The 18,085-nt window shown below is 61.5% G+C and carries 22 protein-coding genes; 16 read left to right on the forward strand and 6 right to left on the reverse strand.

Annotated elements, in window-relative coordinates; all coding sequences use genetic code 11:
* The first annotated feature begins 4 nt into the window (after positions 1–4).
* The 13 genes from rplR to rplQ all read left to right on the forward strand — a co-directional run bounded on the left by rplR (position 5) and on the right by rplQ (position 8,773).
* Positions 5–361: a 50S ribosomal protein L18 gene (gene rplR, locus M3465_RS08185; protein WP_249501249.1), complete on the forward strand. Its 357-nt coding sequence runs from the start codon at positions 5–7 to the stop codon at positions 359–361.
* 134 nt (positions 362–495) lie between these two features.
* On the forward strand, positions 496–1,086 hold the full coding sequence (gene rpsE / locus M3465_RS08190; protein WP_249501250.1) for a 30S ribosomal protein S5: 591 nt from the start codon (positions 496–498) through the stop codon (positions 1,084–1,086).
* 3 nt (positions 1,087–1,089) lie between these two features.
* Positions 1,090–1,278 carry a 50S ribosomal protein L30 gene (gene rpmD, locus M3465_RS08195; protein ID WP_249501251.1) on the forward strand — a complete coding sequence of 63 codons (189 nt, stop codon included), beginning with the start codon at positions 1,090–1,092 and terminating at the stop codon, positions 1,276–1,278.
* 144 nt (positions 1,279–1,422) lie between these two features.
* The gene (locus M3465_RS08200) at positions 1,423–2,193 is read left to right on the forward strand and encodes an MBL fold metallo-hydrolase (RefSeq protein WP_249501252.1); all 771 of its coding nucleotides are present in this window, start codon (positions 1,423–1,425) and stop codon (positions 2,191–2,193) included.
* A 185-nt stretch (positions 2,194–2,378) separates the two neighbouring features.
* Positions 2,379–3,008 carry a DUF4339 domain-containing protein gene (locus M3465_RS08205; protein WP_249501253.1) on the forward strand — a complete coding sequence of 210 codons (630 nt, stop codon included), beginning with the start codon at positions 2,379–2,381 and terminating at the stop codon, positions 3,006–3,008.
* On the forward strand, positions 2,998–3,366 hold the full coding sequence (locus M3465_RS08210; protein ID WP_249501254.1) for a hypothetical protein: 369 nt from the start codon (positions 2,998–3,000) through the stop codon (positions 3,364–3,366). The genes M3465_RS08205 and M3465_RS08210 overlap by 11 nt, the downstream gene beginning before the upstream one ends.
* A gap of 150 nt (positions 3,367–3,516) precedes the next feature.
* Complete coding sequence (gene rplO, locus M3465_RS08215) at positions 3,517–3,990, forward strand: 50S ribosomal protein L15 (protein ID WP_249501255.1); 474 nt, start codon at positions 3,517–3,519, stop codon at positions 3,988–3,990.
* 104 nt (positions 3,991–4,094) lie between these two features.
* A complete protein-coding gene (gene secY / locus M3465_RS08220) occupies positions 4,095–5,462 on the forward strand; it encodes a preprotein translocase subunit SecY (protein WP_249501256.1) in 1,368 nt (455 codons plus the stop codon).
* Positions 5,459–6,130, forward strand: coding sequence for an adenylate kinase (locus tag M3465_RS08225; RefSeq protein WP_249501257.1), 672 nt, complete (start codon positions 5,459–5,461; stop codon positions 6,128–6,130). The genes secY and M3465_RS08225 overlap by 4 nt, the downstream gene beginning before the upstream one ends.
* Positions 6,131–6,322: 192 nt before the next feature.
* Positions 6,323–6,691, forward strand: a complete 369-nt coding sequence (gene rpsM / locus M3465_RS08230) for a 30S ribosomal protein S13 (RefSeq protein WP_249501258.1) — start codon at positions 6,323–6,325, stop codon at positions 6,689–6,691.
* Positions 6,692–6,706: 15 nt separating this feature from the next.
* A complete protein-coding gene (gene rpsK, locus M3465_RS08235) occupies positions 6,707–7,099 on the forward strand; it encodes a 30S ribosomal protein S11 (RefSeq protein ID WP_249501259.1) in 393 nt (130 codons plus the stop codon).
* Between the two features lie 115 nt (positions 7,100–7,214).
* Positions 7,215–8,231, forward strand: coding sequence for a DNA-directed RNA polymerase subunit alpha (locus tag M3465_RS08240; protein ID WP_249501260.1), 1,017 nt, complete (start codon positions 7,215–7,217; stop codon positions 8,229–8,231).
* A 119-nt stretch (positions 8,232–8,350) separates the two neighbouring features.
* Positions 8,351–8,773 (forward strand): 50S ribosomal protein L17, encoded by a 423-nt coding sequence (gene rplQ / locus M3465_RS08245; RefSeq protein ID WP_249501261.1) that lies wholly within the window; start codon positions 8,351–8,353, stop codon positions 8,771–8,773.
* Between the two features lie 167 nt (positions 8,774–8,940).
* Here rplQ and M3465_RS08250 read toward each other — a convergent pair whose 3' ends face one another.
* The 5 genes from M3465_RS08250 to M3465_RS08270 all read right to left on the reverse strand — a co-directional run bounded on the left by M3465_RS08250 (position 8,941) and on the right by M3465_RS08270 (position 13,575).
* Entirely contained in the window at positions 8,941–9,651 is a 711-nt protein-coding gene (locus tag M3465_RS08250; RefSeq protein ID WP_249501262.1) for an alpha/beta fold hydrolase, read from the reverse strand.
* A gap of 1 nt (position 9,652) precedes the next feature.
* A complete protein-coding gene (locus tag M3465_RS08255) occupies positions 9,653–10,786 on the reverse strand; it encodes a cobalamin-independent methionine synthase II family protein (RefSeq protein ID WP_249501263.1) in 1,134 nt (377 codons plus the stop codon).
* A 107-nt stretch (positions 10,787–10,893) separates the two neighbouring features.
* The gene (locus tag M3465_RS08260; RefSeq protein ID WP_249501264.1) at positions 10,894–12,225 is read right to left on the reverse strand and encodes an 8-oxoguanine deaminase; all 1,332 of its coding nucleotides are present in this window, start codon (positions 12,223–12,225) and stop codon (positions 10,894–10,896) included.
* 115 nt (positions 12,226–12,340) lie between these two features.
* Positions 12,341–13,141, reverse strand: coding sequence for a histidinol-phosphatase (gene hisN / locus M3465_RS08265; RefSeq protein WP_249501265.1), 801 nt, complete (start codon positions 13,139–13,141; stop codon positions 12,341–12,343).
* A gap of 53 nt (positions 13,142–13,194) precedes the next feature.
* Positions 13,195–13,575, reverse strand: a complete 381-nt coding sequence (locus M3465_RS08270) for a helix-turn-helix domain-containing protein (protein ID WP_249501266.1) — start codon at positions 13,573–13,575, stop codon at positions 13,195–13,197.
* Positions 13,576–13,870: 295 nt separating this feature from the next.
* On the opposite strand from M3465_RS08270, the gene M3465_RS08275 reads away from it, so the two are divergent.
* Positions 13,871–14,854: an NADPH:quinone oxidoreductase family protein gene (locus tag M3465_RS08275; RefSeq protein ID WP_249501267.1), complete on the forward strand. Its 984-nt coding sequence runs from the start codon at positions 13,871–13,873 to the stop codon at positions 14,852–14,854.
* Positions 14,855–14,985: 131 nt separating this feature from the next.
* The gene (locus tag M3465_RS08280; RefSeq protein WP_249501268.1) at positions 14,986–15,729 is read left to right on the forward strand and encodes a Bax inhibitor-1/YccA family protein; all 744 of its coding nucleotides are present in this window, start codon (positions 14,986–14,988) and stop codon (positions 15,727–15,729) included.
* 106 nt (positions 15,730–15,835) lie between these two features.
* On the opposite strand, the gene M3465_RS08285 is transcribed toward M3465_RS08280, so the two are convergent.
* Positions 15,836–16,237 carry a hypothetical protein gene (locus M3465_RS08285; protein ID WP_249501269.1) on the reverse strand — a complete coding sequence of 134 codons (402 nt, stop codon included), beginning with the start codon at positions 16,235–16,237 and terminating at the stop codon, positions 15,836–15,838.
* A 154-nt stretch (positions 16,238–16,391) separates the two neighbouring features.
* Here M3465_RS08285 and M3465_RS08290 point away from each other — a divergent pair, with 154 nt between their 5' ends.
* Positions 16,392–18,077, forward strand: a complete 1,686-nt coding sequence (locus M3465_RS08290; protein ID WP_249501270.1) for an NAD(P)H-dependent oxidoreductase subunit E — start codon at positions 16,392–16,394, stop codon at positions 18,075–18,077.
* The last annotated feature ends 8 nt before the right edge of the window (positions 18,078–18,085 follow it).

Raw genomic sequence — 18,085 nt, forward strand, 5'->3', positions numbered from 1 at the left:
GGACATGGCAAACAGTAAACGTGATCTGTTCCAGAAGCGCCGCCTGCGCGTTCGGAACAAGCTCCGCAAGGTCAATGCCGGGCGTCCGCGCCTGAGCGTTCACCGTTCCAACAAGAACATCAGCGTTCAGCTGATCGACGATGTGAACGGCGTGACGTTGGCATCGGCCTCGACGATGGAAAAGGATCTTTCCGGCGGCAAGAACGACGTCGAAGCGGCCACCAAGGTGGGCGCGGCGATCGCCGAGCGCGCCAAGAAGGCCGGTATCGAAGAGGCCTATTTCGACCGTGGCGGGTTCCTCTTCCACGGCCGCGTCAAGGCGCTTGCCGATGCGGCCCGTGAAGGCGGTTTGAAACTCTGAAATCTGTGCCGGGCCTTGGGCCCGGCGCATGATTTGCGGAAGGCTCGTCCTTCCCGATGATCCGGGAGCGCCAAGGCTCACCTGGATTGGACAACCGGGCCCGAGCGCCCTTGAAGCAAAGGATGCCTGAAAACATGGCAGAACGTGAAAACCGTCGGGGCAATCGCCGCGACCGCGAAGAGCAAACCCCGGAATTCGCCGATCGCCTCGTCGCGATCAACCGGGTGTCTAAGACCGTCAAGGGTGGTAAGCGTTTCGGCTTTGCCGCGCTTGTCGTCGTGGGCGATCAGAAAGGCCGTGTCGGCTTCGGCAAGGGCAAGGCCAAGGAAGTGCCCGAGGCGATCCGCAAGGCGACCGAGCAGGCCAAGCGCAAGATGATGCGCGTTCCGCTGAAAGAGGGCCGCACCCTGCATCACGATGTCGAGGGCCGTCATGGCGCGGGCCGCGTCACCATGCGCACCGCACCGACCGGCACCGGGATCATCGCGGGTGGTCCGATGCGGGCCGTCTTCGAGATGCTTGGCGTTCAGGACGTGGTTGCCAAGTCGATCGGCTCGCAGAATCCCTATAACATGATCCGCGCCACGCTGGACGGTCTGGGCCGCGAAGCCAGCCCCCGCTCCGTCGCACAGCGCCGCGGCAAGAAAGTGGCCGATATCCTGCCCAAGCGCGACGATCACCCGCGCGCCGATGGCGAGCAGGCCCCCGTGTCCGAGGAGGCATAAACCATGGCAAAGACAATCGTCGTCAAGCAGGTCGGCTCGCCGATCCGTCGCCCCGCCATTCAGCGCCAGACGCTGATTGGCCTTGGGCTGAACAAGATGAACCGCACCCGCGAGCTCGAAGACACCCCCGCCGTGCGCGGCATGGTGGCCAAGGTCTCGCATATGGTCGAGATCATCGAAGAAAAGGGCTGAGTTTCCGTCAACGGAAACTCCCGTTCGCGTCGACGCGAACGCCGCCTGGCCTCAAGCGCCCTCCGAGAATTCGGGGGGCGCTTTCTTGTGCGATGATCGCGGCGCGCTATGCTTCTTCCTGAAATGACAACAGGGAGGCTTTTCATGACTTTCACGCGCAGAACTCTCATCGCATCCGCCGGCGCCGCCGGCGCGGTCACGTTCCTGCCCTTCCGGGTGCGCTCCGCAACGGAGGGTGCCGACAGCTTTGCCTTCGACGGGGGCGAAATCTTCGTGCATCCGGTGGAGCATGCGTCCTTCGTCATGCAAACGCCCGCCGGCACGATCTATGTCGATCCCGTCGGGGCGGCGGATCGATATTCCGATCTGCCGGCCCCGGATCTCATCCTGATCACCCATGAGCATGGCGATCACTACAATGCCGAGACGCTGGGCGCCGTGATGACTGACCAGACGCGGATGATCACCAATCCAGCGGTGTTCGACATGCTTCCCGAAGATCTGGCCTCACGTGCGTCGGCGATGGCGAATGGCGATGAGATGGACATGGATGGCATAACCGTCAACGCGATCCCGGCCTACAACATGACGGAAGGGCGCCTGCAATTCCATCCCGAAGGGCGCGACAACGGCTATGTGCTCGATTTCGGAGGCTTTCGGGTCTACATCTCCGGCGATACGGAGGATATCCCGGCGATGCGCGAGCTGGAAAATATCGATCTGGCCTTCGTCTGCATGAACTTGCCCTTCACGATGGATGCCTCCGCCGCGGCGTCCGCAGTATCCGATTTCGCGCCGACCTTCGTCTATCCCTACCACTATCGCGGCCGCGATGGAGGAACGCAGGATCCGGCCGAGTTCGCGAAAATGGTGGAGGGTGATGTCGAAGTGAGAATGGGGGAGTGGTATGGCTAAGTGTTTACGAGTAACTTCATTTAGTTCACCCCGCTATACGTTTCTATTGCATGACGGTCACAGGTGTCGGTTTGGATTAGCTCAATTCTATTGTAGGTTGTTCGCTGGTAAACTAGCGTTTCGAAGACCGGTATCCGAAGCGTTCGCGTTCTGATGCCTGACAGCTGAGTAGAGAGAGTATGTATATGACCGACCGCACACCTGTCTCTTCCAGATCGGACGATGCAACGCTTGTCACCTCCGAAAGCGCGAAGATCCCCCATCCTCTGGATACCCGGTGGCATGTTCAAATCAACGGTCAGGTATACGGCCCGTTTTCAGGGCATGACTTGAAGGAGCAAGCCGCAGAAGGTCGATTCGAGTTCGATAGTCTGGTGCAAAGAGTGGGTGGGCCGGACAAATGGCTGCAAGCTAGCGAAGAGCGCTCGCTCAAAAGGTTCTTCATTCCTGAATCGCCCCAATCGCCTCCGAAATCTCCGTCAGTTGCCGCCGGTGGCGGTGCTCAAGTTGTGAATGTAACGAACACGATCACGGCACCCGCGTATATCGGAGAGAAGCCGGTAGACAAGTCGCCGTGGGTTGCAGCACTTCTATCTCTACTTATCGTTGGAGTGGGGCAAATGTATAATGGGCAAGTCGGCAAGGGTATTCTTATGCTGATCGGTTGCATATTCCTGTGGAGTATAATGCTGGGCTGGATTGTGAATCTATGGTCGATCGTTGACGCATGGTCGGTCGCATCGCGGAAACATGATGCGTTTGAACGATGGATGGAGGCAAATGCGGCGGCTGCCCGCGCGCAACATGCGGCTTGACGTCGGTTTCACAGTGGCTTGGGTTCGACATTTCCCGCCAGTTTTGCGCGCCCTCGCCATCAAGGTCGGCGCGCGACCTGCAGGTCAGGTTGCAATGTTGCTTGCGGTCTTCCCTGTCGTGCTTCCGGCACAGATGTTGTCGTTTATAATCGCCTGCCGCGGCCTCACCCGTTCGGACGCGCAGCGCCAGCGCTGGCTTATGATTGCAACAGTTGCAGTTGTTAACATGATCGTAAGTTGCATCGCTATCGCTATGCTTTGGGCCTACATCTCGGACGCAGTGTTTGATCTTATGGAGCAATCGCCATTTTGGCCGCGCCTTGACTCTTCACCCGATTTAAGCCCGATCGAAGTATGAATTTCGCAAGCGCTTTTCCCACTTGCACTTGATCCCGTTCGGCCAACGCTCTATACGCCCCCGGTGGCCTCAGTCGTCACGATTCACGATCAAAAAAGCCGTGTGCGCCCCGTATCGCTTCGGGGGTGTTTCCGGCAAAGGAGAAGCGACATGAAATTGAATGAACTGCGCGACAACCCCGGCGCGACCAAGCGCAAGAAGCGCGTCGGGCGCGGGCCCGGCTCCGGTGTGGGCAAGATGGGTGGCCGTGGTATCAAGGGTCAGAAATCCCGCTCGGGCGTAGCGATCAAGGGCTATGAAGGCGGCCAGATGCCGATCTACCAGCGCCTGCCCAAGCGCGGCTTCAACAAGCCGAACCGCAAGTCCTTCGCGGTCATCAACCTCGGTTTGATCCAGAAATTCGTCGATGCCGGCAAGCTCGATGCGGGCAATGCAATCGACGAAGATGCACTGATCGCGGCCGGCGCGGTTCGGCGCAAGCTGGACGGGATTCGCGTTTTGGCCAAGGGCGATCTTTCGGCCAAGGTGAACCTCACCGTCACCGGCGCATCCAAGTCCGCTGTCGAAGCGGTCGAGAAGGCGGGCGGTTCCCTGACGGTCACAAGCGCGCAGGCAGCCGAATAAACGGTTGTGAGCGGCGCGCGCGCCGCTTACATAGCCGCGAGAGCTTTCCAAACGCCGCCTGAGCCGGACCGCTCATGGCGGCGTTCATCATAAAAGAGACCCGCATGGTATCAGCAGCAGAACAAATGGCCGCGAACACAAGCTGGTCTGCGCTCGGCAAGGCAACCGATCTGCGCAACCGCATCCTGTTCACGCTCGGCCTTCTGATCGTCTACCGCATCGGCACCTTCATCCCCGTTCCGGGGATCGACGGCATCGCCCTGCAGGAGTTCATGGAACAGGCCCAGCAGGGCATCGGCGGCATCCTGACGATGTTCACCGGCGGTGCGCTCGGTCGTATGGGCATCTTCGCGCTCGGCATCATGCCCTATATTTCGGCCTCGATCATCGTGCAGCTTCTCGCGTCGATGGTGCCATCGCTCGAACAGCTCAAGAAAGAGGGCGATGCAGGGCGCAAGAAGATCGCGCAATACACGCGCTACGGCACGGTTCTGCTGGCAACATTCCAGGCCTACGGCCTTGCGGTGAGCCTTGAGGCGGGCGATCTCGTGACCGATCCGGGCTGGTTCTTCCGTGCCTCCTGCGTGATCACCCTTGTCGGCGGCACCATGTTCTTGATGTGGCTTGGCGAACAGATCACCGCGCGCGGCGTCGGCAACGGCATCTCGCTTATCATTTTCGTCGGCATCATCGCCGAAGTGCCCGCCGCTCTGGCGCAGTTCTTCGCGTCGGGCCGTTCGGGTGCGATCAGCCCCGCGGTGATCGTTGGGGTGATCCTGATGGTCATAGCGGTCATCATGTTCGTCGTCTTCATGGAGCGGGCGCTACGAAAGATTACGATTCAATATCCGCGCCGCCAGATGGGCATGAAGATCGCCGAGGCGCAGAACAGCCATCTGCCGGTCAAGGTCAACCCGTCGGGCGTGATCCCGGCAATCTTCGCCTCGTCGCTACTTTTGTTGCCGACCACGATCGCGACCTTCAGCGGACAGCAGACCGGCCCGGTGATGTCGACGATCCTGGCCTATTTCGGCCCCGGCCAACCGCTATACCTGCTCTTTTTCGGAGCGATGATCGTGTTCTTCGCCTATTTCTACACGTTCAACGTGTCGTTCAAGGTGGAGGACGTTGCGGACAACCTGAAGAACCAGAACGGTTTCGTGCCGGGGATCCGTCCGGGCAAGAAAACCGCCGAATATCTGGAATATGTCGTCAACCGGGTGCTGGTGCTCGGCTCGGCCTACCTGACGGCGGTTTGCCTGCTTCCTGAAATCCTGCGCGGCCAGTTCGCCATTCCGTTCTATTTCGGCGGCACGTCGGTTCTGATTGTCGTGTCGGTCACGATGGACACGATCCAGCAGGTTCAAAGCCACTTGCTCGCGCATCAGTATGAGGGCTTGATCCAGAAGTCGCAGCTGCGCGGCCGCGGGAAGGGAAAAGGCAAGAAGAAACGGAGCCCGGCGCGTCGATGAATATCATTCTTCTCGGACCGCCGGGGGCGGGCAAGGGCACGCAAGCCCGCATCCTTTGCGAAGAGCGGGATATGATTCAGCTTTCCACCGGCGACATGCTGCGTGAGGCCAAGCAAAGCGGCACCGAGATGGGCCAACGCGTGGCCGATGTCATGGCGCGGGGCGAGTTGGTAACGGATGAGATCGTCATTGGCCTGATCCGCGAGAAACTCGAAGGCGAGAAAAAAGGCGGCTTCATCTTCGACGGCTTTCCCCGGACCTTGGCGCAGGTCGATGCGCTCGCCGATCTGTTGGCCGAGGAGGGCGAAACGCTCCATTCGGTGATCGAGATGCGCGTCGATGACGATGCGCTCGTCGCCCGGATTACCGCCCGGTCCACCTGTGCCAATTGCGGAGAGGTCTATAACGATCTGACCAAGCCGATCCCCGAAGATGGCAAATGCGCCAAATGCGGCGGAACCGAGTTCACCCGCCGTGCCGATGACAACGAGGAAAGCCTCAAGCAGCGCTTGATGGAGTATTACAAGAAAACCTCGCCGCTGATCGGCTATTACTACGCCAAGGGCCAGCTCGCCCCGGTCAACGGGCTGGGCGAGATCGCGGAGGTCAGGGCGGCAATCGCTCGGGTTCTGGACGCTAGCGAGGGCGCTGCGGGCCGCGATGCATGATCGGCCTTGACGCCCCGGTCAATCGCCTCTATCCACGCGCATCTCTTGAAGAGAATCATACGCAAGGCGGGGCGCGCCCGGCTTGCGGATCACCTGATCAGCTAGGGCCCGAAGGTTGCGAATAACCGCCGGGCTTCATGTTGTGAAAAAAGGGTCTGGCGTTACGGACCCGCAACGAAAAGGAAGACCTACGTGGCACGTATTGCTGGCGTGAACATTCCCACTGGGAAACGTGTTCCAATCGCCCTCACCTATATCACCGGCATCGGTCAATCCTCGGCAAAGGACATTTGCGAGGCGACCGGTATCGACCAGTCCCGCCGTGTGAACGAACTGAGCGATGCCGAAGTGCTCGCCATTCGTGAGCATATCGACGCCAACTACACCGTCGAAGGCGATCTGCGCCGCGAAGTGCAGATGAACGTCAAGCGCCTGATGGATCTCGGCTGCTACCGCGGACTGCGTCACCGCCGCAACCTGCCGGTTCGCGGACAGCGCACCCATACCAACGCACGCACGCGCAAGGGCCCCGCAAAGGCCATTGCCGGCAAGAAGAAATAAGGGAGGGCTGGTATCATGGCACGCGATACACGACGCGCAGGCAAGAAGAAGGTCTCCAAGAACATCGCCGCTGGCGTTGCGCATGTGAATTCTTCGTTCAACAACACCAAGATCCTGATCTCCGACGTGCAGGGCAACGCGATCTCCTGGTCGTCCGCCGGCACGATGGGGTTCAAGGGCTCGCGCAAATCTACACCCTATGCCGCACAGTTGGCAGCGGAAGATGCGGGCAAGAAAGCACAGGATCACGGCGTCAAGACGCTTGAGGTCGAAGTTCAGGGCCCCGGTTCGGGCCGCGAATCGGCTCTGCGCGCTCTGGCAGCCGTCGGCTTCAACATCACGTCCATCCGCGACGTGACGCCGATCGCCCATAACGGCTGCCGCCCGCCGAAGCGCCGCCGCGTCTGAGGCAATTCGCTTTTCTGGCATGGCTCTGCCCACCGGCAGGGCCATGCTTTCGTCATTTTAACCTCGAGCGTCTTTGCCTTTCGGACATGGGGCAGGGACAAGGATGGAGGGACGCATGATCCACAAGAACTGGGCCGAACTCATCAAGCCATCGCAGCTTGACACCAAGCCGGGCGCCGATCCGTCGCGCGTGGCCACCGTGGTTGCGGAGCCGCTCGAGCGGGGCTTCGGCCTGACGCTGGGTAACGCGCTGCGCCGCGTGCTGCTGTCTTCGCTGCAAGGTGCGGCAATCACATCGGTGCAGATCGACAACGTGCTGCACGAATTCTCCAGTGTCGCCGGTGTGCGCGAAGACGTGACCGATATCGTGCTCAACCTCAAGGGCGTGAGCCTGCGCATGGAAGTCGAAGGCCCCAAGCGCGTGTCGATCAACGCCAAGGGCCCCGGCGTCGTCACCGCAGGTGACATTTCGGAAACCAATGGGATTGAGGTTCTGAACCGCGACCATGTGATCTGCCATCTCGACGAGGGTGCCGATCTCTACATGGAACTGACGGTCAATACCGGCAAGGGCTATGTCTCCGCCGACAAGAACAAGCCCGAAGATGCGCCCATCGGCCTGATGCCGATCGACGCGATCTATTCGCCCGTCAAGAAGGTCGCCTATGACGTGCAGCCGACCCGCGAGGGCCAGGTGCTCGACTATGACAAACTGACCATGAAAGTCGAAACCGACGGTTCGATCACACCCGAGGACGCGGTCGCCTATGCGGCGCGTATCCTGCAGGACCAGCTTTCGATTTTCGTCAACTTCGACGAGCCGGAATCGGCGCGTCAGCAGGACGAGGATGACGGGCTCGAGTTCAACCCGCTGCTTCTCAAGAAGGTGGACGAGCTGGAACTCAGCGTCCGCTCGGCGAACTGTCTGAAGAACGACAACATCGTCTATATCGGCGATCTCATCCAGAAGACCGAAGCCGAGATGCTGCGCACGCCGAACTTCGGCCGCAAGTCGCTGAACGAGATCAAGGAAGTGCTGTCCGGCATGGGTCTGCACCTTGGCATGGATGTCGAGGATTGGCCGCCCGACAATATCGAGGATCTGGCGAAGAAGCTGGAAGACAACTTTTAAGACTTTGGGCGAAGGGAAACCTTCGCCCACGGGCATGATGCCCCAAGGAGAGCCGCTGACACGCATCGGTGGCCGGACAAAGCAAAATCGCCCGTAGAGGGCACATTAGGAGAAGACACATGCGTCACGCACGAGGCTACCGCCGCCTGAACCGCACACATGAGCACCGCAAGGCGCTTTTCGCAAACATGGCCGGCTCGCTCATCGAACATGAGCAGATCAAGACCACGCTGCCGAAGGCCAAGGAACTGCGCCCGATCGTCGAGAAGCTGATCACGCTCGGCAAGCGCGGCGATCTGCATGCTCGCCGTCAGGCGCGCGCGCAGCTGAAGGAAGACAAGGATGTCGCCAAGCTGTTCGACGTGCTCGGCCCCCGCTATGCCGAGCGTCAGGGCGGTTATATCCGCATCCTGAAGGCCGGCTTCCGCTACGGCGACATGGCCCCGATGGCGATCATCGAATTCGTGGATCGCGACACCGATGCAAAGGGCGCAGCCGACAAGGCCCGTCTCGAAGCGTTCGAGACCGAGAGCGAAGAATAAGTCCCTTCCCTTATAGGAAGATCAAGCCCCGCCGGTCTCCGGCGGGGTTTTCGTTTTCGCGCCCATCGTCCTCCCAAGGCTTGACCCGAGATTCCGCGGCGCAGCTATCGCCGGATCAAGCCCGGCAATGACGGTCGGGCGGTGGCGTAACCCCGCAGCGGCGCGCGCTACCGCAGGACGTAAGGCTGCTCCAGCCACTCCCGAAGCGCATCGGACACGGCGTCCGGCGTCTCCAGCGTCGGCAGATGCCCGGCGTCGTCGATCACCGCGAGCCGCGCGTGGGGGATCAGTTCGGCCATGAACACATGCCGCTTGACCGGGCAGAGTGCATCATGCGCGCCGCACAGCACGAGTGCGGGCTGGCGGATCTTGCGCAGGGTCGGCTGCTGATCGCGGCGGCGTTGCAATGCGCGCGACTGGCGAACGAAGACCTCGGGTCCGAGGGTCTGCGCCATCTCCATCACCGTTTGAAGCACCGAAGGGCGCTGCGGCCCCGGCGCGAGGTAATTCGGCTTGAGCTCGTCCCTCATCACCTCGGCAAGCTTGCCGGCCTTGACCTTGATGATCTGCGGCTCACGGTTCGCGGCCATCTGGGGCGTTTCGGCAAGGCAGTTGGTGTCCATCAGGGCGATGCGCGTCACCCGGTCGGGCGCGCGGCGCAAAAGCTCCATCGCCACGATGCCGCCCATGCTGAGCCCGGCGAGCGCGAATTTCTGCGGCAGCGCGTCGAGCAGGCCGGATGCGATTTCCTCGATCCTCTGGCCCTGCGTGATCGGAGCGACCATGACGGGATGCGTGGCCGAAAGCGCCCTGATCTGCGGCTCGAACAGCCGTGCGTCGCACATCATGCCGGGCAGAAGGACGATCGGTTCGATCATGTCAAAGCCGGCGCGAGGCGAGGCGCGCACCCTCGGCGAGCGCACCGAGCTTGGCATAGGCGATCTCGGGATCGACGGCGCCGAAACCGGCGAAAGTGCCGAAGCCGCAATCGCTGCCCGCGATCACGCGATCCGCGCCCACGATCCCCGCGAACCGTTCGATCCTCTGGGCGACGAGCTCGGGGTGCTCGACGAAATTGGTAGTCGAATCGATCACGCCCGGCACCAGCACCTTGTCATCCGGGATCTCGGCACGCCGGTCGCGGAACACGGTCCACTCATGCGCATGGCGCGGGTTCGATGTCTCGAACAGGATTTGCGAGGCATTGGCCTTCATCAGGACGGGAAACACCTTGTCCATGTCGATATCGCAGACATGCGGACCCTCGTAATTGCCCCAGCAGATATGCACGCGCACGCGCGCGGGATCGATGCCCTCCAGGGCGTGGTTCATCGCCTCGACATGACCCTCGGCGATCCTGAGGAATTCCGCATCGCTCAGATCGGTGAACAGCATGTGCCGCGAAAGCGCCAGATCGGGGCAATCGAGCTGCAGCATGAGCCCCGCGCCGACGATGGTGCGATACTCGTCCCGCATCGCATCGGCCAGCGCGGCAAGATAGGCATCGCGCGTTTTGTAATGGTCATTCTGCAGAAAGAGCGAGATGACACCGGGCGAGGCGGCGTTCATGAAGCCTTCGGTCGCGCCATGCGTATCCATCCCCGCTTTGAGATTGGCGATATCGGTTTGCAATTCGCCCTGACCCTTCGGTTTCACCTCTCCCACACACATCGGGCGGGCATAGGTCGGCGTTCCGCCATCGTCCTTCAGCCGTTCGAGAAAGGACGGGTAGAGCTTCAGATCCGCGGGGGCATTGCGCGGGCTGTCGCCGTCGAACCCGGTGTAGCGGTCCTTGACATAGGTGGCATAGCTGATCTTGGAGGTTTCCCCATCGCTGACCACATCGATCCCCGCATCGACCTGACGGCGCACCGTTTCGGAGGCGGCTTCCTGCATGGCGGCGTCGAAACCTGCCCCGTCATAATCGTCACCCCGCTCGCGGGCGAAGATGAAATCGACCACCTTTTGCGTGCGTGGCAGGGAGCCGACATGGGTGGTCTTGATCGCTGTCACGGGGGGCCTCTTGGTCTTGCATAGGTTTGCAGGCACTCTAGCAAATCATGCGCGACGTGCCAGATGCTTCGAAACATCCGGCACGCTTTTGCAAAAGCGTGTCGCGCTCAATCGGCCAGCGCGAGCGCCAGCGCATTTTGCCGTTCTATGGCGCGGGGCAGATCGATCGTCGCAAGCTGCCCGTCCCGGACGATCTGCCGGCCCTCGACGAAGAGGTGTTTTACCCGGCTCGGTCCGGCCAGAAGCAGGGCCGCCTTGTCCCAGCTTCCGGCGCTTTCCACGCCCGAAACATCCCAGATCGCCAGGTCCGCGCGTTTTCCGGGCGCGATCTGCCCGCAATCCTGCCGGCCCAGAACCTCCGCACCGCCGCGCGTCGCGATATGCAATGCCTCGCGCGCGCTCATCGCATCGGCGCCACTGTTCACCCGTTGCAGCAACATGGCCATCCGCGCCTCGGCCGCGAGATTGCCGCTGTCGTTGCTGGCAGAGCCATCTACGCCCAGACCGACGCGCACACCGGCATCGCGCATCCGGCGCACCGGGGCGATGCCGGAGCCCAGCCGGCAATTGGAGCAAGGACAATGCGCAACGCCGGTCCCGCTTCGGGCGAAAAGGTCAATCTCGCTGCCGTCAAGTTTCACGCAATGCGCGTGCCACACATCCTCGCCAGTCCAGCCGAGATCCTCTGCATACTGACCGGGACGGCAGCCGAATTTTTCGAGGCTATAGGCAATGTCCTCATCGTTTTCGGCAAGATGGGTGTGCAGCATTACCCCCTTGTCGCGCGCCAGAAGCGCCGCGTCACGCATCAAATCACGGCTGACCGAGAATGGCGAGCAGGGCGCGACGCCGACGCGAACCATCGCGCCGTCGGCGGCATCGTGATGCGCGTCGATCACGCGGATGCAATCGTCCAGGATATCCGCCTCGCGCTCGACCAGACTGTCGGGAGGCAGACCGCCATCGCTTTGCCCGATGCTCATGGCGCCGCGCGTCGGGTGAAAGCGCAGGCCGACCTCCTGCGCCGCCGCGATGGTGTCATCGAGCCGCGCGCCGTTCGGGTAGAGGTAGAGGTGATCGGATGTCAAAGTGCAGCCCGACAGGGCCAGCTCCGCCAGCCCGATCTGCGCGGAGACGAAGATTTCCTCCGGTCCGAACCGTGCCCATATGGGATAGAGCGTCTGCAACCACCCGAAGAGCAGCGCGTCCTGCCCGCCGGGCACAGCGCGCGTCATGCTTTGATACAGGTGGTGATGCGTGTTCACCAGCCCCGGCGTGATCAGGCAACCCGATGCGTCGATGATTTCGTCGGCATCTGCGTCGTTCGGGCCGATCTCGGCGATCACGCCATTCTCGATCAGCAGGGACGTGTTCGAAAGTTCCCGCCCGGCATCGTCCATCGTCAGGATCGTTTGGGCGTTTTTGATGAGGGTTTTCATATCATTCCTTCCCGCTTGCGATGCGTCCCTTTCGGTGATGCCGAGGCCGGGCGACAGAAAGGGAACGGAAGGACTCGCGCCAGCCTGACTTGCCTAGCGCAATTTTTCACCCGTGTCAGCCATTGAGATGCGCCATCGCCGCTGCGTGCAGGTCTTCATTCGCCGCGGCGAGCACACGGCCGCCCAAATGAGCCGGATTGCCGTCCCAATCGGTCACGATCCCGCCCGCGGCCTCGATCACTGCAATCGGCGCCTGAACGTCATAGGCGTTCAGGCCGGCTTCGATGACGAGATCGATATGCCCCGCGGCCAACAAGGCATAGGCATAGCAATCGCAGCCGAAGCGGGTCAGCTGCACCTCGCTCATGACGCGCTCAAAGGCCGTTCGGTCCTGCGGCGTGCCGATTTCGGGAAAGGTGGAAAACAGGATCGCGTTTGCAAGGCCAGACGTTTTGCGGGTTCCCAAAGGCGCTTTGCGGCCCGGACCCGTCCAGCCGGCGCGGCCGAGCCCGCCCATGAAACGCTCACCGGTATAGGGCTGATCGATCAGACCGAGGAGCGGCCCGTCCTTGTCCGACAGGGCGATCAGAACGCCCCAGGTCGGTGTGCCGCTGATGAACGCGCGCGTGCCGTCGATCGGATCGAGCACCCATGTCAGTCCGCTCGTGCCGGGTGCGCTGCCGAGTTCCTCGCCGAGGATCGCATCCTCGGGGCGCTCCCGCGCAAGGATTTCGCGCATCGCCTTTTCGGCGGCGCGATCCGCCACCGTCACCGGATCGAATCCTCCGGCCAGCTTGTTGTCAGCAGACAGCGTCGGAGAGCGGAAATGCGGAAGGATGGCCGCGCGTGCCGCGTCAGCCATTCTTTCGGCGATGCGCCACAGCGCGCTCGCGTCTTGTTCCCGGATGGAAGTCATTTCGCGCCTCCCGAAATCAACCCGCGCCGGGCTATCTCAGACGCGTTTCGTGCTCAAGCCACGTCCGACAGAACGCGGGCCAGTTCAAAGAGGCGGCGGCGCTGGTTTTCCGGTATCGAGTAGTAGGATCGGATCAGATCGAGCGCTTCCTTGTCGCCCATCAGATCGGATGGCACGGCCTCGGCCTTGCCGTTTGCCGATTCTTCGTGCTGCGCTTCCTCGATCCCTTCGAAGAAGAAGGCCACGGGCACGTCGAGCGCGTCCGCAATATCCCAGAGGCGGGATGCGCTGACCCGGTTGGCGCCTGTCTCGTATTTCTGGATTTGCTGGAATTTGATACCGACCTTTTCGGCCAGCTGTTGCTGGGTCATGCCGACAAGCCAGCGGCGATGTCGAATCCGCTTGCCTACATGGACGTCAACCGGATGTGCCATTCGTGCTCCCTTTCATCAGACGTAATCACTCGTCCTGTAATGTGGACAGGCGTGGTGGAGCAGCGGCGCGCTGATCCCGATGGAAACAACCTATCCGAATATTGCTAACGAAATGCTATAGCATGACAGGTATCGGAGCAAGAAATTTGAGTTTCGAAAACACAAAATGGTTAACAAATCGCAAGCAAGCGCAAAAAATCGCCGAAGGATCGCGGTTGCGTCTCAGGCGCTGAAAAGCCCAATGTTGCGCGCTAACTTCAAAGCACGCAATGATAAACTCAAGAACGGGGGAAATATGAAAGCTTACCGCATCACGTCACATGGCCAGCCGCCGGAACAGGATGACGTTGCATCCCCCGAGCCCGCACCGGGAGAGATTCGGCTACGCATTTACGCCTGTGGGTTGAATTTTGCCGATTTGCTGATGCAGGAGGGCAGCTATCAGGACACACCGGCGCTGCCCTTCACTCCCGGTATGGAGGTGGCCGGAACGGTCGAGTCGCTTGGCTCCGAGGTCTCGAATTTTGCGCCCGGCGACCGGGTCGCCGTTTTCGGCGGGCAGGGTGGTTTGGCGGAGTTCGGCTGTTTCGACGCGGCCCGCGCTGTCAAATTGCCGGACGTCATGTCGATGATCGATGCCGCGGCGTTCCAGATCGCCTATGGCACCAGCCATGTCGCGCTCGATCACCGCGCGCGGCTTCAGAAAGGTGAAACGCTGCTCGTGCTCGGCGCCGCCGGCGGGGTGGGGCTCACGGCCGTTGAGATCGGCAAGCTGATGGGGGCCACTGTCGTCGCCTGCGCACGCGGCACGGCCAAGCTGGACGCGGCGCGGGCAGCTGGCGCGGACTACCTGATCGATGCCGAAACGCAGGACATCCGCGACGAAATGCGGACGCTGGGCGGCGCGGACGTGGTCTATGACCCGGTCGGGGGCGCGCAGTTCGAGGCCGCGTTTCGCGCCTGCAAGCCCGAGGCCCGGCTTCTTCCCATCGGCTTTGCCAGCGGAGAGGTGCCGCAGATCAAGGCGAATCACCTTCTGGTGAAAAACCTCTCGATTCTCGGTGTTTATTGGGGCGGCTATCTCAAGTTTCGTCCCGACGTCGTCACCGACAGCCTGTGCACTCTGTTGGATTGGTATGATGCCGGACGGATCAAACCCCATGTGAGCCATGTTCTGCCCTTCGATCGAGCGAATGACGGGCTGGAGCTTCTTCGCAGCCGAAAATCCACCGGAAAGGTCGTGATCGAGATTGCGAAAGAGGCGGCAACGCATGAATAATGCATAAAAGTCGCAACTTTTTGCGCGTGAAGGCGTTGCGAGCGACTTGAAATGAAGCGCTCCTGACACGATATTCGTTCCATCTGTCCCCGCAGGAGCGGGAGACACCTGAATTCTTTGCGGAGGGATAAATGGCTGAATTCAACACAATCCGGACGACCGGCGTTGCTGGCGCCCGAGCCGCCCAGATTGATGAGGGTCTGCGCGCGCATATGAACAAGGTGTATGGCACCATGTCTGTCGGCATGCTGCTCACCTTCGCCGTGGCATGGGCGGTGGGCACAAGCCCCGACTTGCTGGCGGTGTTCCGCGACCCCATGACCCTGCAGCCCAATATCCTCGGCTGGATCGTCATGTTCGCGCCGCTCATCATGGTTTTCGCGTTCGGCGCGATGATGAACAAGATGTCCGCCGCCGGCGCGCGCCTGTTCTTCTACGCCTTCGCAGCTGTCATGGGGCTGAGCCTGAGCTGGATCTTCGTGGCCTTCACCGGCTTCTCCATCGCGCAGGTGTTCCTCGTGACGTCCATCGCCTTCGCCGGCCTGTCGCTCTGGGGCTATACCACCAAGAAGGACATTTCCGGCTGGGGCGCGTTCCTGATCATGGGCGTGATCGGCCTGATCGTGGCGTCGATCATCAACATCTTCCTGGCGTCGCCGGCGATGATGTTCGCGATCTCGATCATCGGTGTCCTGATTTTCGCCGGGCTCACTGCCTATGACACGCAGTCGATCAAGAACGAGTATATCCAGCACGCGGCCCATGCCGATCGCGAATGGCTGGAGAAATCGGGTATCATGGGCGCATTGCGGCTCTACCTCGACTTCATCAACATGTTCATGTTCCTGCTGCAACTGCTCGGCAATCGCGAATAAAACTTACCACAAACGTGCGAAAGGCCGGTTTCCGAACCGGCCTTTTTCATGCGCGCCAAAGCGTCTTCGAAGACGCTTTTCCGGCTTTTCGAAAAGCCGGTCTGCGCTAGACGCCCACGTCCGGGCCGAGACAAACCATCGGCTGATCGTCCTGTTGTGCTTCGTATAGCGTGGTGGCCGCAGGGTCGTTCTCGAAAATCGCCCGAAGCCCGCCCGGCTCCTCGAAAAAGGACCAACATTGCGGCACCGGATTGTCCTCGTAGACAAAGCAGATCATGCCGCTGTCCTCGTACCAGATGCCATCCTTGCAGCGCCCATCCAGGAACGACCATCGCACTCGCCGGTTCTCGCGATATTCCTCGACCCCGTAAGCCTCGCCGTTCTGCCCGAAATAAAGCGTCTTGCCCGTCACGTAGGCCTCGAATTCGGGCCCGTTCATCGGCTCGGCGGCCGCGATCGGAAGCGCGGCACAGCAGAAAATCATTGCGGCGACATGGCTGGCTTTCATGCGGGACAGCCTACAAGGAAAGCGTTTCCGGTTCAAAGGGCCAAAGCGCCCCACATAAGGCGACCCAGGCGCAGGGATCGCCTTGGCCGTCGTTTTCAGGCTCGTCTTCGCCCGCCCGCCATGCCACTGTTCCGCAAAAGACGGGAGATGCGACATGGCGCTCGACGAACGCAAGGGGGTCTGGAAATCCGGGCGCGGGAAGGGCCGCGTGACCCCCAAGGGGCGGCAATACACCGACGAGGCGCTCGCCGAGGTTGCGGAGCTCTTGGAGGGCCGCCCACGCCGGCGCGATCTGCTGATCGAACATCTGCACCTCATCCAGGACGCGTATGGCCATCTCAGCGCGGCACATCTGCGCGCATTGGCCGAACTGATGCGCCTGTCCATGGCCGAGATCTATGAGACCGCCTCGTTCTATGCGCATTTCGACATCGTGAAAGAGGGCGAAACCCCACCGCCCGCCTTGACCATCCGTGTATGCGATAGCCTGTCTTGCGAGCTCGCCGGTGCGCAGGCCTTGAAAACGGCGCTCGAAGACGGGCTCGATCCGCAGGAGGTCCGCGTGCTGCGCGCGCCCTGCATGGGCCGCTGCGACACTGCTCCGGTGCTGGAACTGGGACATCATCATATCGGTCACGCGACGCCCGAAAAGGTTCAGGCTGCTATCGCCGCGGGCGACACGCATGCCCATGTGCCGGACTATCAGCCGCTTGCCGATTACCGCGCGAGCGGCGGCTACGAGGCGCTTTCGGCTCTGCGCGAGAACGGCGATTGGGAGGCGGTGCAGGACAAGGTGCTGGAAAGCGGTTTGCGCGGTCTGGGCGGCGCGGGGTTTCCGTCTGGCAGGAAATGGGGCTTCGTTCGCGCCGGTGCCGGGCCGCGTTACCTCGCCGTCAATGGCGACGAGGGCGAGCCCGGCACATTCAAGGATCGCTACTACCTGGAGCGTGAGCCGCATACGTTCCTCGAAGGCATGCTGATCGCCGCATGGGCGATCGAAGCGGATCGCTGCTTCATCTACATGCGCGATGAATATCCGGCGGTTCTCGAAATCCTGCGCCGCGAGATCGCTGCGCTGGAAAATGCCGGGATCGTTCCGCAAGACTATATCGACCTGCGGCGCGGCGCGGGCGCCTATATCTGCGGCGAAGAATCCGCGATGATCGAATCCATCGAAGGCAAGCGCGGCCTGCCACGCCATCGCCCGCCCTATGTCGCGCAGGTCGGCATCTTCGGTCGTCCGACACTCGTGCATAATGTCGAAACGTTGCACTGGGTCGCCCGCGTCTGCCGCGAAGGTCCCGACTGTCTGAACGCCACCGAAAAGAACGGACGCAAAGGTCTGCGCTCCTATTCGGTGTCGGGGCGCGTGGCCGAACCCGGCGTCTACCTGCTGCCAGCCGGCTCCACCATCCTCGATATCATTGATGCCGCAGGCGGCATGGCCGAAGGGCACGCCTTCAAGGCCTATCAACCCGGCGGTCCGTCCTCTGGCCTCCTGCCGGCCTCGATGGACGACATCCCGCTCGATTTCGACACGCTGCAGCCGCACGGATCGTTCATTGGCTCGGCAGCGGTGGTCATACTCTCGGATCAGGACAGCGCCCGCGCGGCGGCGCTCAACATGCTGCGTTTCTTCGAAGATGAATCCTGCGGTCAATGCACCCCTTGCCGCGTGGGCTGCGAAAAGGCAGTCAAGCTGATGCAGGCGAAGCGCTGGGACCAATCGATGCTCGAAGAGCTCTGCACCGCGATGGCGGATGCATCGATCTGCGGTCTGGGGCAGGCGGCGCCGAACCCGATCCGGTCCACGATCCGGCACTTCCCAGAAGAGCTTTAGCCCCGAGC

The organism is Marivita sp. GX14005 (assembly GCF_023370775.1).
In the GTDB taxonomy this organism is placed as follows: Bacteria; Pseudomonadota; Alphaproteobacteria; order Rhodobacterales; family Rhodobacteraceae; genus Marivita.

Bases quoted from the DNA above. Each gene is read 5' to 3' on its own strand.
- M3465_RS08285 (WP_249501269.1), bottom strand. From the start codon at position 16,237: ATGAAAGCCAGCCATGTCGCCGCAATGATTTTCTGCTGTGCCGCGCTT.
- M3465_RS08205 (WP_249501253.1), top strand. From the start codon at position 2,379: ATGACCGACCGCACACCTGTCTCTTCCAGATCGGACGATGCAACGCTT.
- hisN (WP_249501265.1), bottom strand. From the start codon at position 13,141: ATGACTTCCATCCGGGAACAAGACGCGAGCGCGCTGTGGCGCATCGCC.
- M3465_RS08260 (WP_249501264.1), bottom strand. From the start codon at position 12,225: ATGAAAACCCTCATCAAAAACGCCCAAACGATCCTGACGATGGACGAT.
- M3465_RS08290 (WP_249501270.1), top strand. From the start codon at position 16,392: ATGGCGCTCGACGAACGCAAGGGGGTCTGGAAATCCGGGCGCGGGAAG.
- M3465_RS08275 (WP_249501267.1), top strand. From the start codon at position 13,871: ATGAAAGCTTACCGCATCACGTCACATGGCCAGCCGCCGGAACAGGAT.
- M3465_RS08280 (WP_249501268.1), top strand. From the start codon at position 14,986: ATGGCTGAATTCAACACAATCCGGACGACCGGCGTTGCTGGCGCCCGA.
- rplO (WP_249501255.1), top strand. From the start codon at position 3,517: ATGAAATTGAATGAACTGCGCGACAACCCCGGCGCGACCAAGCGCAAG.
- M3465_RS08240 (WP_249501260.1), top strand. From the start codon at position 7,215: ATGATCCACAAGAACTGGGCCGAACTCATCAAGCCATCGCAGCTTGAC.
- rplR (WP_249501249.1), top strand. From the start codon at position 5: ATGGCAAACAGTAAACGTGATCTGTTCCAGAAGCGCCGCCTGCGCGTT.
- rpsK (WP_249501259.1), top strand. From the start codon at position 6,707: ATGGCACGCGATACACGACGCGCAGGCAAGAAGAAGGTCTCCAAGAAC.
- M3465_RS08210 (WP_249501254.1), top strand. From the start codon at position 2,998: ATGCGGCTTGACGTCGGTTTCACAGTGGCTTGGGTTCGACATTTCCCG.
- M3465_RS08250 (WP_249501262.1), bottom strand. From the start codon at position 9,651: ATGATCGAACCGATCGTCCTTCTGCCCGGCATGATGTGCGACGCACGG.
- rplQ (WP_249501261.1), top strand. From the start codon at position 8,351: ATGCGTCACGCACGAGGCTACCGCCGCCTGAACCGCACACATGAGCAC.
- M3465_RS08200 (WP_249501252.1), top strand. From the start codon at position 1,423: ATGACTTTCACGCGCAGAACTCTCATCGCATCCGCCGGCGCCGCCGGC.
- M3465_RS08225 (WP_249501257.1), top strand. From the start codon at position 5,459: ATGAATATCATTCTTCTCGGACCGCCGGGGGCGGGCAAGGGCACGCAA.
- secY (WP_249501256.1), top strand. From the start codon at position 4,095: ATGGTATCAGCAGCAGAACAAATGGCCGCGAACACAAGCTGGTCTGCG.
- rpmD (WP_249501251.1), top strand. From the start codon at position 1,090: ATGGCAAAGACAATCGTCGTCAAGCAGGTCGGCTCGCCGATCCGTCGC.
- M3465_RS08270 (WP_249501266.1), bottom strand. From the start codon at position 13,575: ATGGCACATCCGGTTGACGTCCATGTAGGCAAGCGGATTCGACATCGC.
- rpsE (WP_249501250.1), top strand. From the start codon at position 496: ATGGCAGAACGTGAAAACCGTCGGGGCAATCGCCGCGACCGCGAAGAG.